The 22,536-nt window shown below is 69.1% G+C and carries 10 protein-coding genes; 3 read left to right on the top strand and 7 right to left on the bottom strand.

The window, feature by feature from the left end; translation table 11 throughout:
* Nucleotides 1-2: 2 nt before the first annotated feature.
* The 5 genes from DS837_RS04795 to DS837_RS04775 all read right to left on the bottom strand — a co-directional run bounded on the left by DS837_RS04795 (nucleotide 3) and on the right by DS837_RS04775 (nucleotide 16,024).
* Nucleotides 3-1,367 carry an efflux RND transporter periplasmic adaptor subunit gene (locus tag DS837_RS04795; protein WP_247889771.1) on the bottom strand — a complete coding sequence of 455 codons (1,365 nt, stop codon included), beginning with the start codon at nucleotides 1,365-1,367 and terminating at the stop codon, nucleotides 3-5.
* A complete protein-coding gene (locus tag DS837_RS04790) occupies nucleotides 1,357-2,145 on the bottom strand; it encodes an efflux RND transporter periplasmic adaptor subunit (RefSeq protein WP_247889770.1) in 789 nt (262 codons plus the stop codon). The genes DS837_RS04795 and DS837_RS04790 overlap by 11 nt, the downstream gene beginning before the upstream one ends.
* Before the next feature lie 139 nt (nucleotides 2,146-2,284).
* Nucleotides 2,285-4,006: a TolC family protein gene (locus DS837_RS04785; RefSeq protein ID WP_247889769.1), complete on the bottom strand. Its 1,722-nt coding sequence runs from the start codon at nucleotides 4,004-4,006 to the stop codon at nucleotides 2,285-2,287.
* A 197-nt stretch (nucleotides 4,007-4,203) separates the two neighbouring features.
* Nucleotides 4,204-14,952 (bottom strand): DUF4347 domain-containing protein, encoded by a 10,749-nt coding sequence (locus DS837_RS04780; protein WP_170295744.1) that lies wholly within the window; start codon nucleotides 14,950-14,952, stop codon nucleotides 4,204-4,206.
* Between the two features lie 502 nt (nucleotides 14,953-15,454).
* Nucleotides 15,455-16,024: a GNAT family N-acetyltransferase gene (locus tag DS837_RS04775; protein ID WP_145706714.1), complete on the bottom strand. Its 570-nt coding sequence runs from the start codon at nucleotides 16,022-16,024 to the stop codon at nucleotides 15,455-15,457.
* 424 nt (nucleotides 16,025-16,448) lie between these two features.
* On the opposite strand from DS837_RS04775, the gene DS837_RS04770 reads away from it, so the two are divergent.
* From DS837_RS04770 to DS837_RS04760, 3 genes are all read left to right on the top strand, one after another.
* Nucleotides 16,449-17,120 (top strand): phage tail protein, encoded by a 672-nt coding sequence (locus DS837_RS04770; protein WP_149163683.1) that lies wholly within the window; start codon nucleotides 16,449-16,451, stop codon nucleotides 17,118-17,120.
* 112 nt (nucleotides 17,121-17,232) lie between these two features.
* Nucleotides 17,233-17,553 carry a DUF6916 family protein gene (locus DS837_RS04765; RefSeq protein ID WP_149163682.1) on the top strand — a complete coding sequence of 107 codons (321 nt, stop codon included), beginning with the start codon at nucleotides 17,233-17,235 and terminating at the stop codon, nucleotides 17,551-17,553.
* 76 nt (nucleotides 17,554-17,629) lie between these two features.
* Nucleotides 17,630-18,313: a phage tail protein gene (locus DS837_RS04760; RefSeq protein ID WP_149163681.1), complete on the top strand. Its 684-nt coding sequence runs from the start codon at nucleotides 17,630-17,632 to the stop codon at nucleotides 18,311-18,313.
* Here DS837_RS04760 and DS837_RS04755 read toward each other — a convergent pair.
* Together DS837_RS04755 and DS837_RS04750 are read right to left on the bottom strand one after the other, a co-directional pair.
* A complete protein-coding gene (locus DS837_RS04755) occupies nucleotides 18,282-20,096 on the bottom strand; it encodes an alpha/beta fold hydrolase (protein WP_247889768.1) in 1,815 nt (604 codons plus the stop codon). The genes DS837_RS04760 and DS837_RS04755 overlap by 32 nt on opposite strands.
* Nucleotides 20,093-22,534, bottom strand: a complete 2,442-nt coding sequence (locus DS837_RS04750) for a glycoside hydrolase family 2 protein (RefSeq protein ID WP_149163680.1) — start codon at nucleotides 22,532-22,534, stop codon at nucleotides 20,093-20,095. Before DS837_RS04750 ends, DS837_RS04755 begins: the two co-directional genes overlap by 4 nt.
* Nucleotides 22,535-22,536 lie beyond the last annotated feature (2 nt).

Genomic DNA, 22,536 nt, shown 5'->3' with positions numbered 1-22,536 from the left:
GCTCAGAGCCCCACGGTCTGGCGCAGCGCCGCCAGCGGGCGGCGGAACAGGTAGAAGGCAAGCGGCACCCGCTCGCCCTGGATCTTGGCGGTGCCGCGCAGCCCGATGCGCGGCGTCGGCTGGTCCGGCGCCAGATCGGCACGGACGCGGTAGGCCAGGACGCCTCCCGGGGTCAGCCCCGGTTCATAGCTGGCGTGGGACACCCTGGCGCGCAACGGACGCAGCGGGTCGACGTTCAGATAGAGGCTGACCTCGGCTCCCTCCTGGAGCACGATCGCGTCGTTGACCGGCACATGCACATCCACCTCCGCAACCTGCGGATCGGCCAGGGTCAGGATGCGCTCGCCGACCGCCACCGGCTTGCCCAGCCAGTCGTTGGCGTCGGTGAAGACGGCGATGCCCGTCCGCTCCGCCTTCACGGTGACGCGGTCCATCAGGTCGCGGGCGAAGTCCATCTCCGCCCGGCGCAGTTCCACCTGGGTCTTCAACTGGGCGATGCGCGCCTTGCTCAGCGGATCGGTGAAAGCCCCTTGGGAGGCGGTCAGCAGCTCCGCCTCCGCAGAGGCAAGCGCCTTGCGCGCGACCTCCAGGCGGCTTTTCAGAACCGTTGCTTCGAAGGTGAACAGCGGCTGGCCGGTGGTCACCGGCTCGTTCGGCTGAACATGGAAGCGTTCGATCACGCCTTCCAGCGGCGCGCTGACGATCAGCGGGTCGCGCGGCGCCACCTCCGCCGGGGCCAGCGTCGATTGCGGCACCGGGATGGCCAGGACCGCCGCCAGAGCCGCCACCACCGCCAGCGCCCACACCCCCTTGCGCGCCCGCGCACCCGACCGGCGTCCGGCCCGGGTCAGCGCCCACCAGGCGTGCCCATAGCCGCCGGAGAGTTGCGCGAGCAGCACCTTCTCCCCATCCGTCCACGCGTCGTCACGGGCGAGCCACAACACCGCCGTGACGGTGCCGTCCGGCTCCGGCAAGGGCACCCACAGCGCCTGCGCCGGTCCCCACTGCCCCCAGTCGCGGGCCAGCGGCGGCGGCACCTCCGTGGGGGCGACGCCGTGCAGGTTGCGCGCCTCCGCCCCCGCGGCGATGGCCGAAGCCGCGGCCTCCAGCCAGCGGGTGAAGGGAGCGTCGCGTTCGGGGACAGCGACGTTGGACACGGCTTCCAGCCGTGCCTTGCCCGACGGCGCGACGGTCAGCAAGACCGCCTGCTGGTAGGCGATCATCCGCCGCGTCTGGTTCACCATGAGGAAGCGCAGCGCTTCCGGGTTCTGAGCCTGCCGGGCCTCCTGCTGCAGGTTCAGGAGGAGCAGAAGGCTGTTCAGCGGGTTGGCCGCTTCCATCCGGACGGATGTGACGTCATCGGGCACCTTTGGCCTCCTCCGGCGGGGCGAAGCGGGCGGTTCCGCTCATGCCGGCGACAAGGTTCGGGGCGTTGCCCTGCTTGTCGGCCAGCAGCTTGCCCGTCACCTTCAACGACTGGCTGACCGGGTCGACGCGGGCGCCGACCAGGGCCACCTCCCCGTCCAGAACCTCGCCCGTCTCGTCGATGCGCAGCTCAAACCGCTGGCCGGGTTTCAGCCAAACCAGCCAGGAGGACGGGACGATCAGTTCCACCCGCAGATCGCGGTCGGAGAGGACTTCCAGCAGAGCCGTGCCGGCGGGCACCGACTCATGCTCGCGGATCCGCTGCTCCACCACCTTGCCGTCGAAGGGCGCCTTCACGTCGCAGCGGCGGACCTCGATCTCCGCCTTGCGCAGATCGGCGCGGGCGGCCTCGGCCTTGACCTCGGCCATCTCGACCTCGGCCCCGCCGATGGACTTCAACTGTTCCAGCCGGCGGCTCTGCCGCACCGTGACGTCGGCGGCGCGCAGGTTGGCGCGGGCCGCATCGACCGCCGCCTGATAATGGCTGCAATCGAACGCGACGAGCGTCTGTCCCGCTTTGAAGGACTGGCCCGCCTCCACGGTGATCCGCCCGATGCGCCCGGCGATCTCGCTGGACAGGACGGCGTGCTGCCGCGCTTCGATCAGCGCGCGCACCCCGCCTTCGGGGGCCGGCGCCGGGTCGGCGGCGGCAAGCGGCAGAGGAAGCAGCGCGATAGACAGCGCGGCAAGGAAGCGTGAGGGGCGAAAGCGGCACATCATGGCAGAGATTTTCTGCACCCTTTGCTCCGGAAGCGCAACGATCCAGGATCTATGAGCGGTCCTGTACGCTTATTTGTTTCAGCACCGGCGCACCGGCACAGCCGAAAGGGGGCGACGCCGCTGCGCCGCCCCGTCGGCATCAACGCGCCGAGGCACGCCCCATCGGGGTCAGCGCGCTCAGCGGCACCGAGTAGACCTTGACCGGCTCCGCCCGGGTGGGCGGGCTGTAGGACACCGTCATCGGAGCGGTCATGGAGGAGGCCGGTTGCTGCGGCAGTTCGGCCACCGTCACGCGCTCCGGCACGGCGGCCTTGCGCTCCGCCGGTTCCTCGCCGCGCGCGGCGACCGGGACGCCCTTCGGTTCATCCTTCGGCTCGGCAGCCTTTTCAACCGGGGCCTTCTCCCCTGGAGCCTTCTCCGACGTCGTGGCGGCGGGAACCAGAAGATCCTGGAGGCGCGCTGTGCCGCCGGCCTTCTGCTGCCAAGCGCCCAGCCCGTCGGACACGGCCTGACGCAGGGTCGCGAGATCCTGGGACGGGACGGCCTCCGGCATCGGATCGACGCCCGCCGACACCATGACGCGGGCGTAGGCGTTCTGCAGGTCGGCGTAGACGAGATCGCGCCGCAGGTCGGAGACGAGTTCCGACACCTCGGCCTGAATCACGCTCATGTCGCCTTGCTGGCCGACCGTGCTGCTGTTGACATACTGCTGCCGGATGCGGCGGTCGATCGACGCCTGATCGGCGTTGAGCGAAAACTCCTGCGACAGCTCGCGGAACTGCACCACCGCCACGCGCACCTGGCTCAGCACCGCAACGCTGAGGGCTTGGCGGCGGAAGGCGACCAGCTCCTCCTGCGCCTTGGAGAAAGCGTGCGTGTCCGGCGCCGAGGCCAGGGACAGGATGTTCCACGACACCCGCGCCCCGTAATCGGCCCAGCGCTGGTTCAGCAGGAAGCTGTTGCTGTCGAAATGCAGGCCGGCGTTCAGGTCGATGCCCGGCAACAGCTTCAGCAGGGCGCGGCGCGTCTCGTCGGCGGTGATGCGGGCGTTGTAGGACTCCTCCAGCAGCTCCGGACGGTTCAGGAGCGCGTAGGTTTCCAGGGATTCGACCGACGCCGTGATTGCCGGCACGTCCTTGCCGGTGACGTCCGGCGGCATCTGGATGGTGAAATTCTCACCCGGCGGAAGCCCCATCAGCGCGCCGAGCTGCGACTTGGCGGCCACCAGTTCGCGCCGCAGCGTCTGGAGCTGGCGCAGCGTGTCGACCAGCGCGCGCTGGTAGGACAGGGTCTGCAGCGGGGCCTGGACGCGCTGGGCCTCCAGGGCGTTGGCGTTCTTGCGTGCCGCCTCGATGCGCTTTTCCAGCGGCTCAATCCGCTTCAGCAGCCGCTCCGCCGCGACCGCGCGCCAATAGGAGGTGCGCACGTCCTGAAGGATGCCCTGAACGACGCGGCGGCGGCGCTCGTCGGCGATCAGGACGAGGTTGGAATTCTGACGGGCGCGCAGGTAGCTGACACCGAAATCGAGAATGTTCCAGGTGAAGCCCAGGTCGGCGGTCCGGCGGTGCCGGTCCGTGGCCGTGGTGCTTTCACCCGTGCGACGGCCGGTGGCAAGGTTGAGGCTTTCCGACCCGGATTCGTTGTTGCGCCCGGTGTAGCCGGCCCCCGCCACGAGGCGCGGCAGCATGTCGAACCGCGACAGGTCGAGCTGCTGGTTGGCGACCGCCATCTCCATCAGCTTCACGCGTTCGTCGAGGTTGTACTTGATGGCCCGCGCCATCGCCTCATGCATCGACACCGGGCCGTTGATCGGCTCCTGCGGTGCCATGATGACCGACATGTCCTCACGCAGGCGGGACACGTTCTCATCATCGCTCAGAGGTTTCGGGCTGACGGAACATCCGCTGGCGAGCAGGGCTGCGGCAACCAGGGCGAAGGACGCGCGGGCCTTGTGGCCCCGCGGCCGGAGGGAGGAAGGGAACCGGGTCATTCTCGTCGGCAATCCATTTGGAAAGAAAAGCTTAAGCGGGGAAGAAGGCTGCGGGGGCACGGGCGACGCTAGGCCGCCCGGCTTCCCGGAGGGACATGGGAGGTGAGCGCGGCGAGCAACGCAGCGCTCTGGGCGTCGGCGGCGCCATGGATCTGAGCCACCTGCCGGGAGAAGGCAGGGCGAGCCAGCGGAGATCCGTCGAGGTCGGCGCGTGGTCCAGAAACCTGCCCCGAACCATCCGCGCCGGCCGGAGCATTGCCCGTATCGCCGCCCGCCGGTGCATCGCCGGCCGGCGGCTGCCCTTGCCCCTGAGGCTGACCCTGCGGCCCACCCTGGCCCGCGGGCCGGTTGGCCGGCGCGTTCTCGATCGTGGAACCGGGCCCCGACTGGCCGCCGGGCCGGTTGCCCGGTGCGCCGCTGAGCCCGCCGGGAGCGGAGCCGGGGCCGCCGGGAGCCGTGCCGCCGCCCGGCGTGCCGCTGGACGTCGTTCCGGGCGTGCCGACCGGGCCGCCAACGCCGCCGTTCAAGCCGCCATCGCCCGTCCCGGTGCCGGTCGTCGTGCCCCCAGCCGCGGGTCCACCTGTCGCCGGTCCTCCCGCGCCGAGGCCCGCACCCGGTCCAGCGCCCGCCGGGGCTCCACCGAACGAACCGCCGCCGATACCGGAGCCAGCGCCAATTCCACCCGAAGCGGTGCCGCCCAAGCCCGAACCGCCACCGATGCCACCCCCCAGACCACCGCTGCCCAGCCCGCCACCGGCCAAGCCGCTGCCGCCGCTGACGACGCCGCTCAACCCGGATCCACCGGACCCGCCGGTGCCGCCCCCCAGAACCCCGCTGGACGAACTCGCCGTGCCGCCGCTGGAGGGGGCACCGCCCATGGCGGAGATCGTGATCGAGCGCCCGGCATCGCTGCTGGACGAGTTGCCGAGGTTGCCGATGGTGATCGAGCGCCCGGCGTCCGTGCTGCTGTTTCCGTTCCCGTTTCCGCTGCCGATCGACGAGTTGGTGATGACGCGGCCCGCGTCGCTGCTCGTCTGCAGGCTGGGCAGGGTCGGCGCTGTGCCCAGCGTCGGCCCGACGGTCTGCGTCGTCCCGGTCCCGGCGGCCGTCCCGACCGCGGAGTTGGACGAGGACGCCGCCGTCGTCGTGTTCCCGGTGGAGGCCGCTGCCGCCACGACCGGCGGCGGCGGCGGCGGAGCCACCGTGTAGGTGGTCGTGCCGGCGTTGCCGGTGTTGCCCACCGCATCGCTCGCCTTGGCCGCGATCACGTAGCTGCCGACGCTCAGGTCGGCGGCCAGGGCCAGTTGCCAAACGCCCGCCGCGCTGGCCCGCGCCGTGCCGACCGCCTGCCCGTTGACCGTCACGCTGACCAAGCTGTTCGCCTCGGCGATCCCCTGCACGATCGGCGTGCTGCCGGCGGTGGTGTTCAGCGCCACGGTCGGGGCAACCGGCGGCGTGGTGTCGATGGTCAGGGTGGTGACCGCCGACAGGCTGCTGACGTTGCCGGCCTTGTCGGTGGCCTGCACCTGAAGGCTGTGCGTGCCGTCGGCCAGCGCCGCCGTGAACTGGAAGGTCCAGGCACCGTTGGCGTCGGCGAGTGCCGTTCCGGCAATCTTGCCGTCGACCAGCAGGTTCACCGTGCTGCCGGCTTCCGTCGTCCCGGCGAGGGACGGCGCGGCAATGCCCGAAATCCGTTCTCCCGCCGCGCCGGCGACGGTGGCGCTGGTCACCGACGGAGCGGGCGCCACCGGCACCGCGGTGTCGATCACCACGGACAGCGCGTCCGACGGGTCGCTGACGATGCCGAACCGGTTGGTCGCCGTGGTCGTGATGCTGTGCGTCCCGTCGGTCAGAGGCGTCTGGAGGCGATGGACCCAGAAGCCGTTCTCGTCGGCCACGGTGGTTCCCACCGCCTTGCCGTCCACCAGCACGGTCACCGTGGCGTTCGCCTCGGCGGTGCCGGACAGCGTCGGCCTCGTCACGTTGGTCAGCCGGTCCGTCGCCGACGCGCCGGAGTCGGACAGGCCGCTCAGCGCGGTCCCGACCGGCTTCGCCGGAATCGGGGTGTCGATGCGCACCTGGCTGGTGTCGCCGATGCCCGCCAGCGCGGTCACCAACGGCCCCTGGGCGAGGTCCGTGACGACCGAACCGTTCAACGCCAGCCCGAGGACGGAAATGCCCTGCGGCGCCCGGTCGCCGACCGGAACGACATAGTCGAACCGCAGCAGCGTGCCGGTGCTGCCCGCCGCGTTGTAGGAGGCGTTCCGAATGTCGCTGCCCACCGCCAGTTCCAGAACCGGATTGCCGCCGTTGATGACGACCGTCTCGCTGAGTTGGACGAAGAAGCTGACCGTCTCGCCGGGGAGATAGGTCCGCGCCGCGGGAGGCGTGACGCTGACCACCGACGGCGGCGTGCGGTCCACCGACACGCTGCGCGTCGCCTGGTTCGGGTTGCCCGCCGCGTCGGTGAGGCTGGCGGTGACGGTGTAGTTGGCACCGTCGGTCAGGGCCAGCAGGTCGGTGGACGGGACGGTCAGGCTCCAGCGGTTGTTGGTCACCGTGGTGCTGTAGGTCTTGCCGTTCAGCGTCACCGTGACCGTCTGGCCGTCCTCGACACCGTTGGTGACGCCCGACACCGTCTGCCCCACGGCGCTGTCCGACGCGTTCAGCACATTGTCGCCCGCCACGGTGGCGATGGCGAGGATCGGCGGGGTGCGGTCGACCGAGACGCTGCGCGTTGCCTGGACCGCGGCGTTGCCCGCCACGTCCGCCAGGTCGGCGGTGATGGCATAGGTGCCGCCGTCCATCAGCCCCAGCAGGTCGGTGGAGGGGATGGCAAGGCTCCAGGCGTTGTTGGTCACCGTCGCGCTGTAGGTCTTGCCGTTCAGCGTCACGGTGACCGTCTGGCCGTCCTCGACACCCGTGGTGGTGCCGGCCACCGTCTGGGTCACGGCGCTTTCCGCCGCGTTCAGCACATTGTCGCCGCTCACCGTGGTGATGGCGACGGTCGGCGCCGCGCGGTCGAAGGTGACGGTCCGAACAGCGGAGTCGGCGCTTTCCATCCCGGCGATGACCTGACGGACGGTAAAGTCGACCGCACCGCTGAGGCCGGACACGTCGACGCCGGTGAAGCTGTAGGCGCCCGACGCGTCGGCCGTGGTCGTCGCGACGAGCGAGCCGTTGGCGTAGAGCCGCACCGTCGTGTTGGCGTTGGCGTTGGCGCCACTGCCGTTGAAGGTGACGCTGCTCGCCTTGGTGATGTTGTCCGAGTTGCTGTTGCCCGTGTCCGACGCGGGCGCAAGGGTCAGGGCGCTTCCCAGGGCAGCCGGGGTGATCGAGAGGCTGGCGGTGTCCGTCGCCGCGGAGAAGGCGGAGACCCCGCCACCGCCCGCGGTCGCCATCTTGGTCCCGGCGGTGCCGCTGGTCTGGTCCCAGGCACGGAACGTGATCGCCGCGTTGAGAATGCCCGCGTTGGCGCCCGTTGGCTGGTAGTAGAGCCGGTCCGTCGTGCGCAGCAGCAGCGCGTTTCCGCTGTCGTTCACCGTGCCGACCGCGCTCCAGGTGGTGCCGCCGTCGGTGCTGTAGAACCAGGTGCCGCCTTCCGACGTGTCCACGCCGACCAGTGCGATGCCCGTGACGGCGCCGCTGTCCACATCCGATACGTTCGTGCCGAACGCCACCAGGGACGACACGGCAACGCCGACGGCACCGTTCGGCGCGCCTGCGGCCTGGGCGACGCTGGGCAGTGTGAGGACGGTGTCGGTCAGCACCGGGGCATCGTTCACCGCGGTCACGGCGATCCCCGCTGTCGCGCTGGCAACGCTGAACTGTCCGCCGGCCCCCTGTTCACCGTTCGCGGTGGTGTCGTTGCCGACCGTGGTGCCTGCCGTGCCGGTGGTCTGATCCCACGCCTTGAAGGTGATGCCGTTGGCGGCCGGCCCGTTGTAATCGGCGTTCGGCACGAAGCGCACACGGTCGGTGCTGGCGAGCAGCAGGGCCGACGCACCAGAGACGCCGGTTATGGTGGTCCAGTTTCCGGCCCCGGTCTTGTACTCCCAAGTGCCGTTGCTGCTGTCGATCGCGGTGATCGCGATGCCAAGCACGTTGCCATCGGCGTCGGTGGCCGAACCGGCGGAGGCCAGGATGGCCGCCACGCTGTCGCCGTTGTTGCCGGTGGCGTCCTCGTCGATGGCGGTCAGGCTGCGCGCGTCCGTGCTCAGCACCGGCGCGCTGTTGAGGATCGCCGTGTAGGTCGAGGTCGCCGTCTGGGTGCCGCCCTTGCCGTCGTTGGCCGTCACCACCACGCGCAGGTACTTGTGCGCGTCCGAGGTAGTCAGCGTGTAGCTGGAGCTGGTCGCCCCGCTGATCGAGGCAGCGTTCGTCCCGTTGCTGTCGTCGGCGCGATACCATTGGTAGGTGAAGCTCCGGCCGTCGCCGTCCGGGTCGCTCCAGCTGCCGTTGGTCGTCGACAGCGCGTTGCCCACCGTCGCCGTGCCGGTCACGTTCGGCGCCGCGCTGTTCACCGGCGCGCTGTTGAGGATCGCCGTGTAGGTCGAGGTCGCCGTCTGGGTGCCGCCCTTGCCGTCGTTGGCCGTCACCACCACGCGCAGGTACTTGTGCGCGTCCGAGGAGGTCAGCGTGTAGCTGGCGCTGGTCGCTCCGCTGATCGAGGCGGCGTTGGTGCCGTTGCTGTCGTCGGCGCGATACCATTGGTAGGTGAAGGACCGGCCGTCGCCGTCCGGGTCGCTCCAACTGCCGTTGGTCGTGCTGAGCGCGTTGCCCACCGTCGCCGTGCCCGTCACGGTCGGCGCCACGCTGTTCACCGGCGCGCTGTTGAGGATCGACGTGTAGGTCGAGGTCGCCGTCTGGGTGCCGCCCTTGCCGTCGTTGGCCGTCACCACCACGCGCAGGTACTTGTGCGCGTCCGAGCTGGTCAGCGTGTAGCTGGAGCTGGTCGCTCCGCTGATCGAGGCGCCGTTCGTCCCGTTGCTGTCGTCGGCGCGGTACCACTGGTAGGTGAAGCTCCGGCCGTCGCCGTCCGGATCGCTCCAGGTGCCATTGGTCGTGCTGAGCGCGTTGCCCACCGTCGCCGTGCCCGTCACGGTCGGCGCCACGCTGTTCACCGGCGCGCTGTTGAGGATCGACGTGTAGGTCGAGGTTGCCGTCGGCGTGCCGCCGCGGCCGTCGTTGGCGGTCACCACGACGCGCAGGTACTTGTGGGCGTCCGAGGAGGTCAGCGTGTAGCTGGCGCTCGTCGCCCCGCTGATCGAGGCGGCGTTGGTGCCGTTGCTGTCGTCGGCCCGGTACCATTGGTAGGTGAAGCTCCGGCCGTCGCCGTCCGGATCGCTCCAGGTGCCGTTGGTCGTGCTGAGCGCGTTGCCCACCGTCGCCGTGCCCGTCACGTTCGGAGCCGCGCTGTTCACCGGCGCGCTGTTGAGGACGGCGGTGTAGGTCGAGGTTGCCGTCGGCGTGCCGCCGCGGCCGTCGTTGGCGGTCACCACGACACGCAGGTACTTGTGGGCGTCCGAGCTGGTCAGCGTGTAGCTGGAGCTGGTCGCCCCACTGATCGAGGCGGCGTTGGTGCCGTTGCTGTCGTCGGCCCGGTACCATTGGTAGGTGAAGCTCCGGCCGTCGCCGTCCGGATCGCTCCAGGTGCCATTGGTCGTGCTGAGCGCGTTGCCCACCGTCGCCGTGCCCGTCACGGTCGGCGCCACGCTGTTCACCGGCGCGCTGTTCAGGATGGCGGTGTAGGTCGAGGTCGCCGTCGGCGTGCCGCCCTTGCCGTCGTTGGCCGTCACCACGACGCGCAGGTACTTGTGCGCGTCCGAGCTGGTCAGCGTGTAGCTGGAGCTGGTCGCCCCGCTGATCGAGGCGGCGTTGGTGCCGTTGCTGTCGTCGGCCCGGTACCATTGGTAGGTGAAGCTCCGGCCGTCGCCGTCCGGATCGCTCCAGGTGCCGTTGGTCGTGCTGAGCGCGTTGCCCACCGTCGCCGTGCCCGTCACGTTCGGCGCCACGCTGTTCACCGGCGCGCTGTTCAGGATCGCCGTGTAGGCGGAATAGGCCGTCGTTGTGTTCGAGTTGCCATCGTTCGCGATCACCGCCACGCGCAGGTACTTGTGCGCGTCCGAGCTGGTCAGCGTGTAGCTGGCGCTCGTCGCCCCGCTGATCGAGGCAGCGTTGGTGCCGTTGGTGTCGTCCGCCCGATACCACTGGTAGGTGTAGCTCAGCGAGTCGCCGTCCGGATCGCTCCAGCTGCCATTCACCCGGGTCAGCGCGTTGCCCACCGTCGCCGTGCCCGACACCGTCGGAACCACCGTGTTCACAGGCGCGCCGTTGCCCGCCGCCGTCACCTGCGACGAGTACAACGACGTCGCCGTCTGGGTGCCGCCCTTGCCGTCGTTGGCCGTCACCACCACGCGCAAGTACTTGTTCAGATCGCCAACCGCCAGCGTGTAGCTGGAGCTGGTCGCCCCGCTGATCGAGGCGGCGTTGGTGCCGTTGCTGTCGTCGGCCCGGTACCATTGGTAGGTGAAGGACCGGCCGTCGCCGTCCGGGTCGCTCCAGGTGCCGTTGGCCGTGCTGAGCGCGTTGCCCACCGTCGCCGTGCCGGTCACGTTCGGCGCCGCGCTGTTCACCGGCGCGCTGTTCAGGATCGACGTGTAGGTCGAGGTCGCCGTCTGGGTGCCGCCCTTGCCGTCGTTGGCCGTCACCACCACGCGCAGGTACTTGTGCGCGTCCGAACTGGTCAGCGTGTAGCTGGCGCTGGTCGCCCCGCTGATCGAGGCGGCGTTCGTCCCGTTGCTGTCGTCGGCGCGATACCATTGGTAGGTGAAGGACCGGTTGTCGCCGTCCGGATCGCTCCAGCTGCCGTTGGTCGTGCTGAGCGCGTTGCCCACCGTCGCCGTGCCCGTCACGGTCGGCGCCACGCTGTTCACCGGCGCGCTGTTGAGGATCGACGTGTAGGCGGAGTAGGCGGTCGTCGTGTTGGAATTGCCGTCGTTGGCCGTCACCTTGACGCGCAGGTACTTGTGGGCGTCCGAGGAGGTCAGCGTGTAGCTGGCGCTCGTCGCCCCACTGATCGAGGCGGCGTTGGTGCCGTTGCTGTCGTCGGCCCGGTACCATTGGTAGGTGTAACCCAGCGGGTCGCCGTCCGGATCGCTCCAGGTGCCGGTCCCCGCGGACAGGCTGCCGCCAACCGTCGCCGTGCCCGACACCGAAGGAACGACGCTGTTCACCGGTGCGCCATTGCCCGCACCCGCCACCTGTGACGAATAAGCCGACGTGGCGCTCTGGGTGCCGCCCTTGCCGTCGTTGGCGGTCACCACGACGCGCAGGTACTTGCTCAGATCGCCCGCCACCAGCGTGTAGCTGGAGCTGGTCGCCCCGCTGATCGAGGCGGCGTTGGTGCCGTTGCTGTCGTCGGCCCGGTACCATTGGTAGGTGAAGCTCCGGCCGTCGCCGTCCGGATCGCTCCAGGTGCCGGTCCCCGCGGACAGGCTGCTTCCAACCGTCGCCGTGCCGGTCACGTTCGGTACCACGCTGTTCACCGGCGCGCTGTTGGCGATCCCCGTGTAGGCCGAGGTTGCCGTCTGCGTGCCGCCGTTGCCGTCGTTGGCCGTCACCACGACGCGCAGGTACTTGTGGGCGTCCGAGGTGGTCAGCGTGTAGCTGGCGCTCGTCGCCCCACTGATCGAGGCGGCGTTGGTGCCGTTGCTGTCGTCGGCCCGGTACCATTGGTAGGTGTAACCCAGCGGGTCGCCGTCCGGATCGCTCCAGGTGCCGGTCCCCGCGGACAGGCTGCCGCCAACCGTCGCCGTGCCCGACACCGAAGGAACGACGCTGTTCACCGGTGCGGCGTTGGAAGATCCGCCCGTCGTCGAGACGTTGACCTTGACCGGCGCACTCATCAGATTCCCGGCGCTGTCCTTCGCCACGACATAGAGGTCGTAGTCGGTGCCGGCGGTCAGCCCGCTGATCGATCCGCTGCCGTCGAACGGCGACGACGACGCGTTGAGGCTGCCGGACTTCAGCGCCGCTGCGCCGCCGGAAGCCGTGCCCCCCTCCACTTCGGCGGCGGTCGGGGCGGTCGCGTTGCGGGGGACCAGGACATAGTAAATTGTCCCCGCCTCGTTGAGGCTGGCGGACAGGGTGAAGCCGGTGTTGGTGATGCTGGACGTGGCGGCGGCGACGTCGAAGGTTGGCGCCACTTGGTCCACCGTGTGGGTGGAGCCGGTGAAGCCAGCGGCGATGTCGTTGTTCGCCGTGTCCTTGATGCCGGTGCCGGTGCCCTTCAGGTTCAGCCCCAGCGTGCCGGTGCCGGAGACGCCGGTCACCGAAACCGTGTAGACGCCGGCCGACACCTGGGTGACGGTCCCGATCGTGCCGGTGGCCGTTCCGGTCGTCGCCAACGTGAAGTCGCCAGCGTCCACGCCGGAGACGCCTTCGCTGAAGGTCACGGTGTAGGTGACCGAGGACGCGTTGGCCGCCGGGCTCCCGGACACAGCGATGCTGGAGACGGTCGGCGGCGTGGTGTCGGCGCCGGTGCCGAGGGTGATGGTGCTGGTCCGCGCGGTGCTGGTCGTCTCGCCGTCGTTGACGGTGACCGTGGCGGTGCGCGCGCCCGCGGTGAAGCTGCCGGCGGAGTTCTTGTATTGGATCAGACGGATCACCGCCTGATAGTTCGCCACGGACGCCGCACCGCTCAGGGTGATCGTAGCGCCGTCGTTGGCGAGGACCGCGATGCCAGACATCCTGGCGGTGCTGATATCCGCCGTGGAGAGCGTCAGCGTTTCCTTTCCGGTATCGATCATGCCGCTCAAGGTGATGGTGGCGCCGAGCAGGCGGGTGTCGCTGTCGGACTGCGCCAGGGTGGCGCTGGGCGCTATGAGCACGCCGGAACTGGGACTCCCGCTGCTGACGGACTCGTCGTTTCCACCACCGGCCCCGTTCAGGTCGACCGTCGGTGCTCCGGCGTTCCAATGCACTTCATAGGCGCCGAGGTCGAGCGCACCGTCGCGAATGCGGTCAATGCCGCGGATGTCGTAGCTGCCGCCGTAGCGGTTCGCGTTGCTGCTGTCGCCGGTGTTGATGAACGTCGTCGCGGTCGAGGCCGGACGATAGTCGCGCAGGCTGACGGTGGCGTTGCTGGAGTCGACGAACGTTGCGGTGCCGGTGATGGCATTCTGATAATTGTTGCCCGCATTCAGGGTGATTTTGGCGCTGTTGTAAATGATGGCGTTCGGGTCAGAAAAGTTTGTGGCACCAAGCTTTCCCGTATTTCCCGCAATGATCGTGTTGTAAACGTTTGCCGTGGCTGTGCCCGTTGCATCCGGGTCGTAAAAGAGGCCGATCGCTGCCGTCTTTATACCCGCAGCCCCAGCATCGTTGTTTATATAGCTGTTGTTGGCAATGGTGACGTTGCGAATATTTGTCGTAAAGGCCGACACTATGCTCTGATGCATGATGATGCCACCCGGATAGTTAGCCGAAGCCGAGCCTGCATTCATGACGTAGTTATTGTCCACAAAGACACTGTTCTCAACAGTGAACGTTCCTGCCACCTGCGATTTGATGACCGAAAAAGCTGCCGTGCCGGCCACGGCGCTCGTGTTTTCACGAAAAACGGAATTTTTAATCGTCAAGGATGTCGCTGTATTCAATGTACCGATGACGTTGCTCAAATTGTTCCTGAAGGTCACGCCGTCCACTTCGAGCGACCCGTTCTGCAGCGCCAGAACGCCTTGAACGGCGCTTGACGTGTAAAAACGTTCGAAAACCAAATTTTTGATCGTCAGCGTCTTGCTTGCCGCGTTGAAGGCGATGCCCCGGTAGTCCGCCGTCGTGGTCGTGTTGTTGGCATCTCCGTCACCAGAGATCGTGATATCGGCAATACCGTCGCCATTCACGTCGCCATTGATCGTTAAGTCCTGAGCCGCCGCCGTCAGGAGGGCCGTCGTGACACCCAGGGAAACCGTGCCGGACACCAGCGTCGGGCTGAACTCGATAATGGTCGATTGGGTCGCATTCTTGATTGCATCGTTCAGCGATCCGGCCGCTGTCCCGGTCGCCGAGGTGACGACGACGGTTCCCAACCGGCCGCTGAAAGTCTCCATGGACGCGCGGGCGAAGGGAATCGCCGCCTCGATGGCCCCGCTCTGCACCTCCAGCGTCCAGTTCTGCCCGGCGGCGTTGCCGGTCTCGTCGTTGGACACCGCCACGTCGGCTCCGGTGAGCCGATGGATCGTCTGAACGAACTCCTGCCCAACCTCTCCGGCGCCGACGTTGCAGGCGTAGAAAAGAATGTCGCCGCCGGGCTTCAGCGCGGCGCCGATCGCCTGAAGAGCCTGCGCGCGATTCGCCAGCCCGTCCGCCCAATAGGCGCGGCCGGCGATGTAGAGATGGCCTTCGTTGCCGTGGCTGACGACCTGGACGGAATCCAGGCCGGACATCCCGGACAGCGCCTTCGCCATTTGGCCGAGCGCCTCCTGCTGGGAGTCGAGCAGGACGACCTTGGCGTCTGGGGCGATGTCCTTGAGCAGCGTCTGGTAGTCGGACACGCTGGTGTCGACGAACACCACCGAGCGGACCGAGCCCTGGATCTCGGCGAGCCGCGCCGTCACCGCCGCCGGTTCGGTGGGTGACGAGGCTGAGGCGGCCGGAACGGTCGACTCCTTGATCGCCCAATCGGCCAGCTTGTCGGGGTCGGCGGCCGTGCCGGCGCCCTTATCCCCCGGCACGGGCTGATCGGGCTGCTGATGAACCTCGGCAGCGGTGACGGCGCCCGCCGCGTCGAACATGAAGCGCGGTTCGAGAGCCATCGCGAACATCGATGAGGACGGCTTGTGCGTCTTGTGGGAACGCCCGTTCACGTTGTTGCCGTTCGAACCACGCTTGCGCGCCATCATCCGCCTCCCGCCATACGCGACACCGCCCGACCCTACGTCCAAAGCGGTCACCAAAAAGTGAATAGCCTGCAGGAGAGTACCACCTTTTCGCAGTGGTTGACAGCGCATGCGTCTATAAAGACAGCAAAAGAGGCGCCTGATTTGCGTCGATTCGCATCATCGAGGAGAGTAGAGCGTCATAAATTGACGCATTTGTTTCCACCCTGCGCTCTCCATTTCACGACTGAAATGAACGCATATATTGGTATGCTTTTCAGGCCGCGATTTCGCCCCGGGCGAGCGCACGGCGCGGCGAAGTCAAACATCTGCGTGCATAACACCGCGCACCGATGTCACAGATCCGGAACGCCGTGACCGTGCCGGTACTCGCCACAGAGGAAGCGGACCGCCCGATCGCGTCACCAAGGGACCAGCGTCAGGACGCGCCGCCCTGCTGCATCTGGGCCGGCAGGATCTGCGGCGGCAAGTGCTGGATTCCCGGATGACCGGGCGGCAGCCAGATCAGCTCAAGGGAAGGCGATGTCTTCGCCAGAAGATCGAAGCCCAACCGGTGATAGAACCAATGAACGCGCGTATCCACCTCGGCCACCGACAAGGTGATCGGGATGCGCATTTGCGCCGCGGTCCCTTGGAAGCTGCGCAGCAGATCGGTGCCGATGCCCTTGCCGCGGGCCAGACGATGGATCTCCACCTCCGACACGCGCCAGTCATAGCGCCCCAGATCCATGATGATCCGCCCCACCGGCTGGCCCGTCTTCTCGACGACGAAATCCAGATGTTCCGGATAACGGCTCTCCTGCCCCATCCGCCGCGCGCCGTACTGCTGTTCGTAGAGAGTCCGGATGAAGTCGCGGTCGTGATGCGCCTTGGCCAGCCAGGGGCGCGCGTCCATGAACAGGCCCATCAGGAAGTCGTCGTCCGATGGGCGGGGAAACCGCACCGTCAACCCGCCGAGCAGCGGCAGCGACCCATTCAGAACGGCCATCGGTCACACCCCTTCCGGTAGCACAAGCGTGCGCCTTGAATAGCCGAAGATGCGGGCATGACGCAAGAATCGCCGCTGCGGACCATCCGGGCGGCGGGTGCCGTTCGAGTCGTCCGCCGCGGCGTCGGGCCGGTGCGGAGCGACCGTAACCGAGGACGACCCAACGCCGCTGGCGACCGAGCGGACGCATCGCTCACGATCCAACGGCGGCGGCCAAACACATACAAGAATATGCAACCATGGGGTTATAATGCAAAGATGACAATCGAAAAAAGTAACTTTTTGTATCGTCTGTTGCTCAGTCCCTAGCCGTTCAGGAGAATATATCGGTATGCTTTCTATCACATTCGTCGGCGTGGCGCGTCCTTAGTGGGACGCTGGCCATAGGCCGCCGCAACCGGTTTCATGCACAGGAGGTTTCGCCATGGAAGTTTACCTCGGCCTGGTCATCCCGTTCACCGGCGCCTACGCCCCGCAATTCACCGCTCAGTGTCTGGGCCAACAGATGCAGGTCAGCCAGAACCAAGCCCTGTTCTCGATCACCGGCGCGATGTACGGCGGCAACGGCTCGACCAACTTCAACCTCCCGGATCTGCGCGGCCGCGTCATGATCGGCTCGGGCCCCAGCCCCTATCTGAACAACCTGATGATCAACCCGGGCAACAACGGCGGCGCTGCGAACAACAGCATCACCGTCCAGAACCTGCCGCTGCACACCCACGCCGCGTCCTTCACGCCGTCGGGCAGCAGCAACATCGCGACCGTCACCGCCGGCGCGACCATCCCGGTGAGCACCAGCCTGGGCGCCAGCAACACCCCGGCGGGCGGCAACAATTATCTCGGCGCGCTCCAGATCAACGACACCAGCGGCTCCGGCATCCTCCTGGACGGCCCCTACAGCTCCGGCACCGCCCCGAGCGGTTCGGCGCTGATCGGTTCGGCCTCCGGCACCGTCACGATGGGCGGGTTGACGGGTACGGTGAGCGTTTCGGCGGGCGGCGGCGTCAACACACCGGCGGCGCTGAACAACATGCAGCCCTATCTGGCGCTGACCATGCTGATCGTCACCAGCGGCATCTACCCGATGCGCGACTGATCGCGGAGCGATCCCCCGATCAGTCGAACAGCGGATGGACGGATGCGGCGCGTTGGCTTCGTATGCCCGGAACGACAGCCGTGTCTTCAGAACTTGAGCCTGGACCTTTGAGATGACCATCGACATCGCCACCCTGTCTCATGAGATGTTCGCCCCGCATCTCGGCCAGACGTTCCGTTTTCTGGCCCCGGAGGACGGGTCCGTGATCGCGGACGTCGAGTTGACGAAGCTGACGGCACGTCCGGAATGCACGCCGCGCTGGGCGAAGCGCACGTCCTTTTCGGCTCTGTTCGAAACCTACGGCCCCAGCCAGCTGTGGAACGGCTATTTCCAGATCGACCATCCGACGATGGGACCGATGGGGCCGTTCTACATCGTGCGCGTCATCCCGCGCGACCCCGACCGGGGCTGTTTCGAACTGATCCTGAACTGAGTCCGGCCACCACGTTCCTGCCAGCGGCATCCCGCACCGTCCGCCCCAGCGCATCGAATCCACCGGAGATTTCGCCATGGACTTCTACCTAGGTACCGTCTTTCCATTCGCCGGCAATTTCGCCCCGGTGAACACGCAGCAATGTCTGGGACAGGCCGTCAACACCGCCCAGTACCAAGCCCTGTGGGCGGTCACGGCCGGGGCCTTCGGCGGCGGGCAAGGCGCTCCGACGTTCAACCTGCCCGATCTGCGCGGCCGCGTGATGGTGGGGCCGGGGATCAGCCCCTACACCAGCACCACCATCAACCCCGGCAATTCGGGCGGCTCGCAGTTCACGACGATCAGCGGCGCCAACCTGCCGGCGCACACCCACGCCGCATCCTTCCAGGGCGGCAGCGCGGGCGGCACCGTACCGTTCACCGCAACGGTTACCGTGCCGCTGAACCCGGCCGTCGGCACCAGCAACAGCCCGTCCGGCACCCCCGCGACGCTGGGCGGACAGTTCCTCGATCCCAACACCGGCATAACCGTCGACGGGCCCTACATCCCGGCTTCGAGTCTGCCGACGCCGCCCACCGGAAGCTCGCTGACCGGCGCGCTCTTCACGCAGGGGACGGTCAATGGAGGCGTCACGGGCGGCAGCGTGGCCGTGATCGCGGGGGGGGGCGTCAGCAGCCCGACCCCTCTCAACAACCTGCAGCCTTACCAGTCGCTGTTCTTCTTCATCTTCATGCTGGGCTATTTCCCGTCGCGTGATTGACACGGAGAGCCCCGGTCCCTTCCGGTGGGCCGGGGCCTTTCCCGCGCAAGGCATCTGTCGCGCCCGTGCCGACGCGGTCCAGCAGGTCATCGAGAAGGCCGGCGAAGCGCTCCCGCGCGGCGCGCTCCATCAGGCTGTGATCGGCCCCGGCGAGGCGCTCCATCCACAGGCCGCCCATCCGGCGCAGGCGTCCGCCGTCGACCCCGGCCTGTGCTTCCAGCTCGCCCAAGGTCACGTCTCCCTCGCTGTACACCATCAGCGTGCGGACTCCGCGGTCGGCCAGCGTCTGAAACGCGTGGAGCACATCGTCCCGCGCGTAGCCCCGCCCCATCAGCCCGGCGCGCAACCGCCCGGCCCCGATGCGCAGGCGGCGGGCCGCGCGTTCCGACAGGGCACGGGCGACGCGCGACGCCTTGCGGTCCTGGCGCAGGATGGCGCGCCACACCGCCGGCTCGGTCAGCCGGGGCAGATAGGCGGCGGCCGGCTTGACCGCGCTGCCGATGGCCTCCTCCTGCGTCACGCCGTCGCCCAGCACGAAGCGGCCCGGATTGACCAGCGCCAACCCGACCACCCGCGGGTCGGCCAGCGCCACCCGCAGCGCCACCGCCGCCCCGGCGCACAATCCCACGACGACCGCGGCGCCATGCCCCGCCGCCGCCAGGGCTTCCAGCCCGGCCCGCGCATCCTCCACCATGTCCCGGCAGTAGATCAGCCCGTCGCGACGTCCCGGCTTCGACGCGCTGTCCCCCAGCCCGCCCAGATCCATGCGCAGCGAGGCGATCCCCCGCGCCGCCAGCCGCCGGGCCAGCCGCACCGACATGCGCCCGGTGCCGGTGTGCGGCGTGGCGCCGCTGTTGAGCAGGAGCACGGCGGGCCGCTCCGCGAGCGCGTTGGCGGGCTCGCAGAGGATGCCGAACAGAGCGGTGCCGGGACCGAAGCGGAGCGGGCGCTCCACCGCGCCGGCCAGTTCCAGACGGGGGGCCGGCGCTTCGACCGCCCGGCCCGGCCCGGCGGGCGCCATGTCCCGCGCCAGCCAAGCCGCCACGCGACCGAAGGCCGAGCAGTCCAGGACCGCGTGCTGCACGCTGCTCATCAGCCGCGCGTGGTCGGGAAAGGGCGCCTCCTCCACCGCGGCTCCCAGCGCGCGGAACCGCTCCGCCAGAGCGGAAGCGCGGCCCTCCGGGCGATTGAGGATAAGCACGCGCCGCGCTGGCGCTTCCGTCATCCGCGTCAGGTCGAGCGCCCGCAGGGCCTCCGCCGTTTCCGGAGACAGGCGGAAGCCGGCGCTGTCGATCCCCTCCGGCCCCACCGCGGGCGAGGCGTCCGCCGGCCTTTCGGCAAGAAGCGCCACCGCCCGCAACTCCTGGAGGAAGGCCCGACCCGAGGGGAAGGGCGCCAGCAGGGCCAGCGCATCCGCCCCCGCCGCGCGCGCCGCCGTCGCGCCGAGCAGTCCGCCCAGCCGCAACCCGACCAGCGCCACCTCTTCCACCCCGGTAACGGCCCGCAGATGGGCGGCCGCGGCGCGGATGCCGCCGAGCCACGCCTCCAGGCGGCCCGGATCGCCCTCCCCGCCGACGCTGTTTCCGGTGCCGGGATAATCGAAGCGCAGCACCGGCAACCCGGTCTCAGCCAAGCCTTCGGCGAAACGGCGCCATGCCCGGTGTGTGGACAGCGCCTCCCCGCCGTAGGGGGCGCACAGCACGACGCCGCGGCGTCCACCCGCCGGATGCAGCCAGCCGAAACAGCCCTCGAACAGAACGGGCATCGATGGATCAGGCGTCATGCCGTCCCCCGGTAGCGGGTTGAGTCCAGACCGTTCAACGCATGGACCTCCCCATCGGGCACAACCGCCGTGGAGTGGCGCGGAATCAGCCGGACCCGGCGCTTGGTCCCTGGCGGCAGGTGGAACCACTCCTCCTCCGCCCGGAATCCGTCGTCCTCGACGTGGACGGAGCGGGCAAGGCACCGGCTGGACAGGATCAGCGACCATCCCTCCGCCGTCCGCTCCACGCGGGCGCCCAAGCCCAGCTCCGCGCGCTCCATCCGCCCGCCCTGGGGGAAGTGGAAAGCCTCGGCTATCGGCGCGCCGGCGCCAGGATCGGACAACGCCGCCGCCACCGCGTCGTGGGTGGGCGGACCGAAGCGGTAGGCGCAGGTCAGATCGATGAAACGGTCGAGCAACGAGGAGGCCGGAACCGCCTGGGCGCTGCGCGGCGGCAGGGTGACCGCCCTCTCGGTCCGCAGCACCGGCACCTCGCCCCGCCGCAAGGCGGTCAGGGAAAGCACCGCCTCCACCGGCTCCGCCGTCTCGTTCAGCAGATGGATCGCCAGCCCGTTCACCCCCTCGTCGGTCAGCAGGATCTGCACGGGCCGGAAGGCACGGCGCAGCGCGTGCCACGCCGCCTTCGGCACGCCCGTGGAGTCGACCACGCCCCAGCCGGCTCCCGGCCAGACGTCCTGGAACATCCAGACCAACCCGCCGCCGCAAGGAGAGCCGACCCGCCGCCATTCCGCGAAGACGGCCTCCATGACCTCCCCCGTCACCGCGCGCGACAGCCGCGCGTAGCGGTCGGGATCCTCGTAGCGCAAAAGCATGGGATCGACGCCGTACAGGCTGTGCAGGTAATGGTCCCGCACATCCTCGAAATCCCACGGAGCGCCGGGGTCGCGCGGGACGCGGGCCTTCCAGCGCGGGTCATGGACCGCCGGGACGCCGGGCAGCGCCCCGGCCGCCGGCATGTTGGCGAAGGCAAGGCATTCGGAGGCAAAGCGAACATTTGCCCGGCGCGCGTCCCCCAGCGGGCGCAGATAGGCGCCGACGCCGTAATAGTGGGTCACACCGGCATCGGCGACGAAGGGCAGCGGCCCACCGGTCGGGGAATTCGCGACGTAAGGCACGTCGGGCCGCCTTCGCTCCACCTCGTCCCGCAGGACGGTATCGAACAGCGGCTGGCTCCAGCGCTCACGCGGCAGGCCGAGCATGGCCGCCTGCTGCTCCGCCTCGCTGCCGCCGCACAGCACGGCCAGCGCCGGTGACGCCTGGACCCGGTCGAGAAACTGCGCCGCCTCCCGCCGGGCACCGTCGAGGAACGGCTCGTCGGCCGGATAGTCGAAGTTGGCGAACATGAAGTCCTGCCAGACGAGAATTCCCATCTCGTCGCACAGGTCGAAGAAGGCGTCGGACTCGTAGGCGGCGATGCCCGGCACCCGCAGCATGGTCATGCCGGCCTGCCGCGCCGTCTCCAGCCAGGGGGCGTAGGCGTCCCGCGTCCCGGGCAAGGCCACGATGTCGGGGCTGCTCCAGCAGGCGCCGCGGCAGAAGACGCGCTCGCCGTTGATGCGCAGGGCGAAGCCGTCGCCGGGCTCGGGCTCGATGCGGCGGAAGCCGGTGCGGCCCAGGTCGATGCGCGCGTCGCCCACCACGGCACGCACGGCGTGGAGCGCCGGCCGGCCGTGGCTGTGCGGCCACCAGGGTTCGACCTCCGGCAGGCGGATGTCGCCGCGCAAGTCCGAAGGTCCGGTCCAGCGGAGCGGTGCCCGCGCCTCCCCCACTTCCAACCAGCCCGGCGGGGGAGCGGCCCCGCTCCATTCCGCCGCCAGAGCCAGGGTCAGACGGCCGTCCCGCCCTTCCAGCGTGGCACGCAGGTCCGCCGAGCGGACGCGCAGCGGCCCGGTTTCCGTAATCAGTTCCACCGGGCGCCAGGGGCCGACCGCCGGCACGGGCGGGCACCAGCCGGGCATGTGTCCCAGCAGCGTGGTCCGCACCGCGCGCAGCCCCGCCGGCTCGGCCAGCCGCACCGGCCAGCGGCCCCGCCCCTTCTGCGCTTTCAGCACCGGGTTCAGGGCGCGGAAGACCATGTGGAGCGCGTGCGTCCCGCGCAGCGTGACGGGCACATCGTGGCGCTGGAACATGCTGGCGCTGCTCAGGATACGCTCCCCGTCCAGCCAGACCTCCGCGACGGTGGCGAGGCCATGGAAGCGCAGGGTGCAAGGCCGGTCACCGGTCAGCCGCACCCGGTACCAGACGTCGCGGTCGTGCAGGGGAAGCGGCTCACCCAGCCGGTAGAGCCCGGCCTCGCGCAGCGCCTGGGCGACGGTGCCGGGCACCGGGGCGGGCAGCCAGTCTCCACCGGGCGTTGCCCCCGGCTCGGTCACGCACAGCTCCCACCCCGCGGACAGGGGCGTCACGCTGCGGCCGGTCACGGCGTGGAGGCGCGCCATCG

This window comes from Azospirillum brasilense (genome assembly GCF_008365405.1).
GTDB classification, from domain to species: Bacteria; Pseudomonadota; Alphaproteobacteria; order Azospirillales; family Azospirillaceae; genus Azospirillum; species Azospirillum brasilense_D.
The sequence above is the reverse complement of the archived record's forward strand: the minus strand, read 5'-3'. Positions and strand labels throughout refer to the sequence as shown.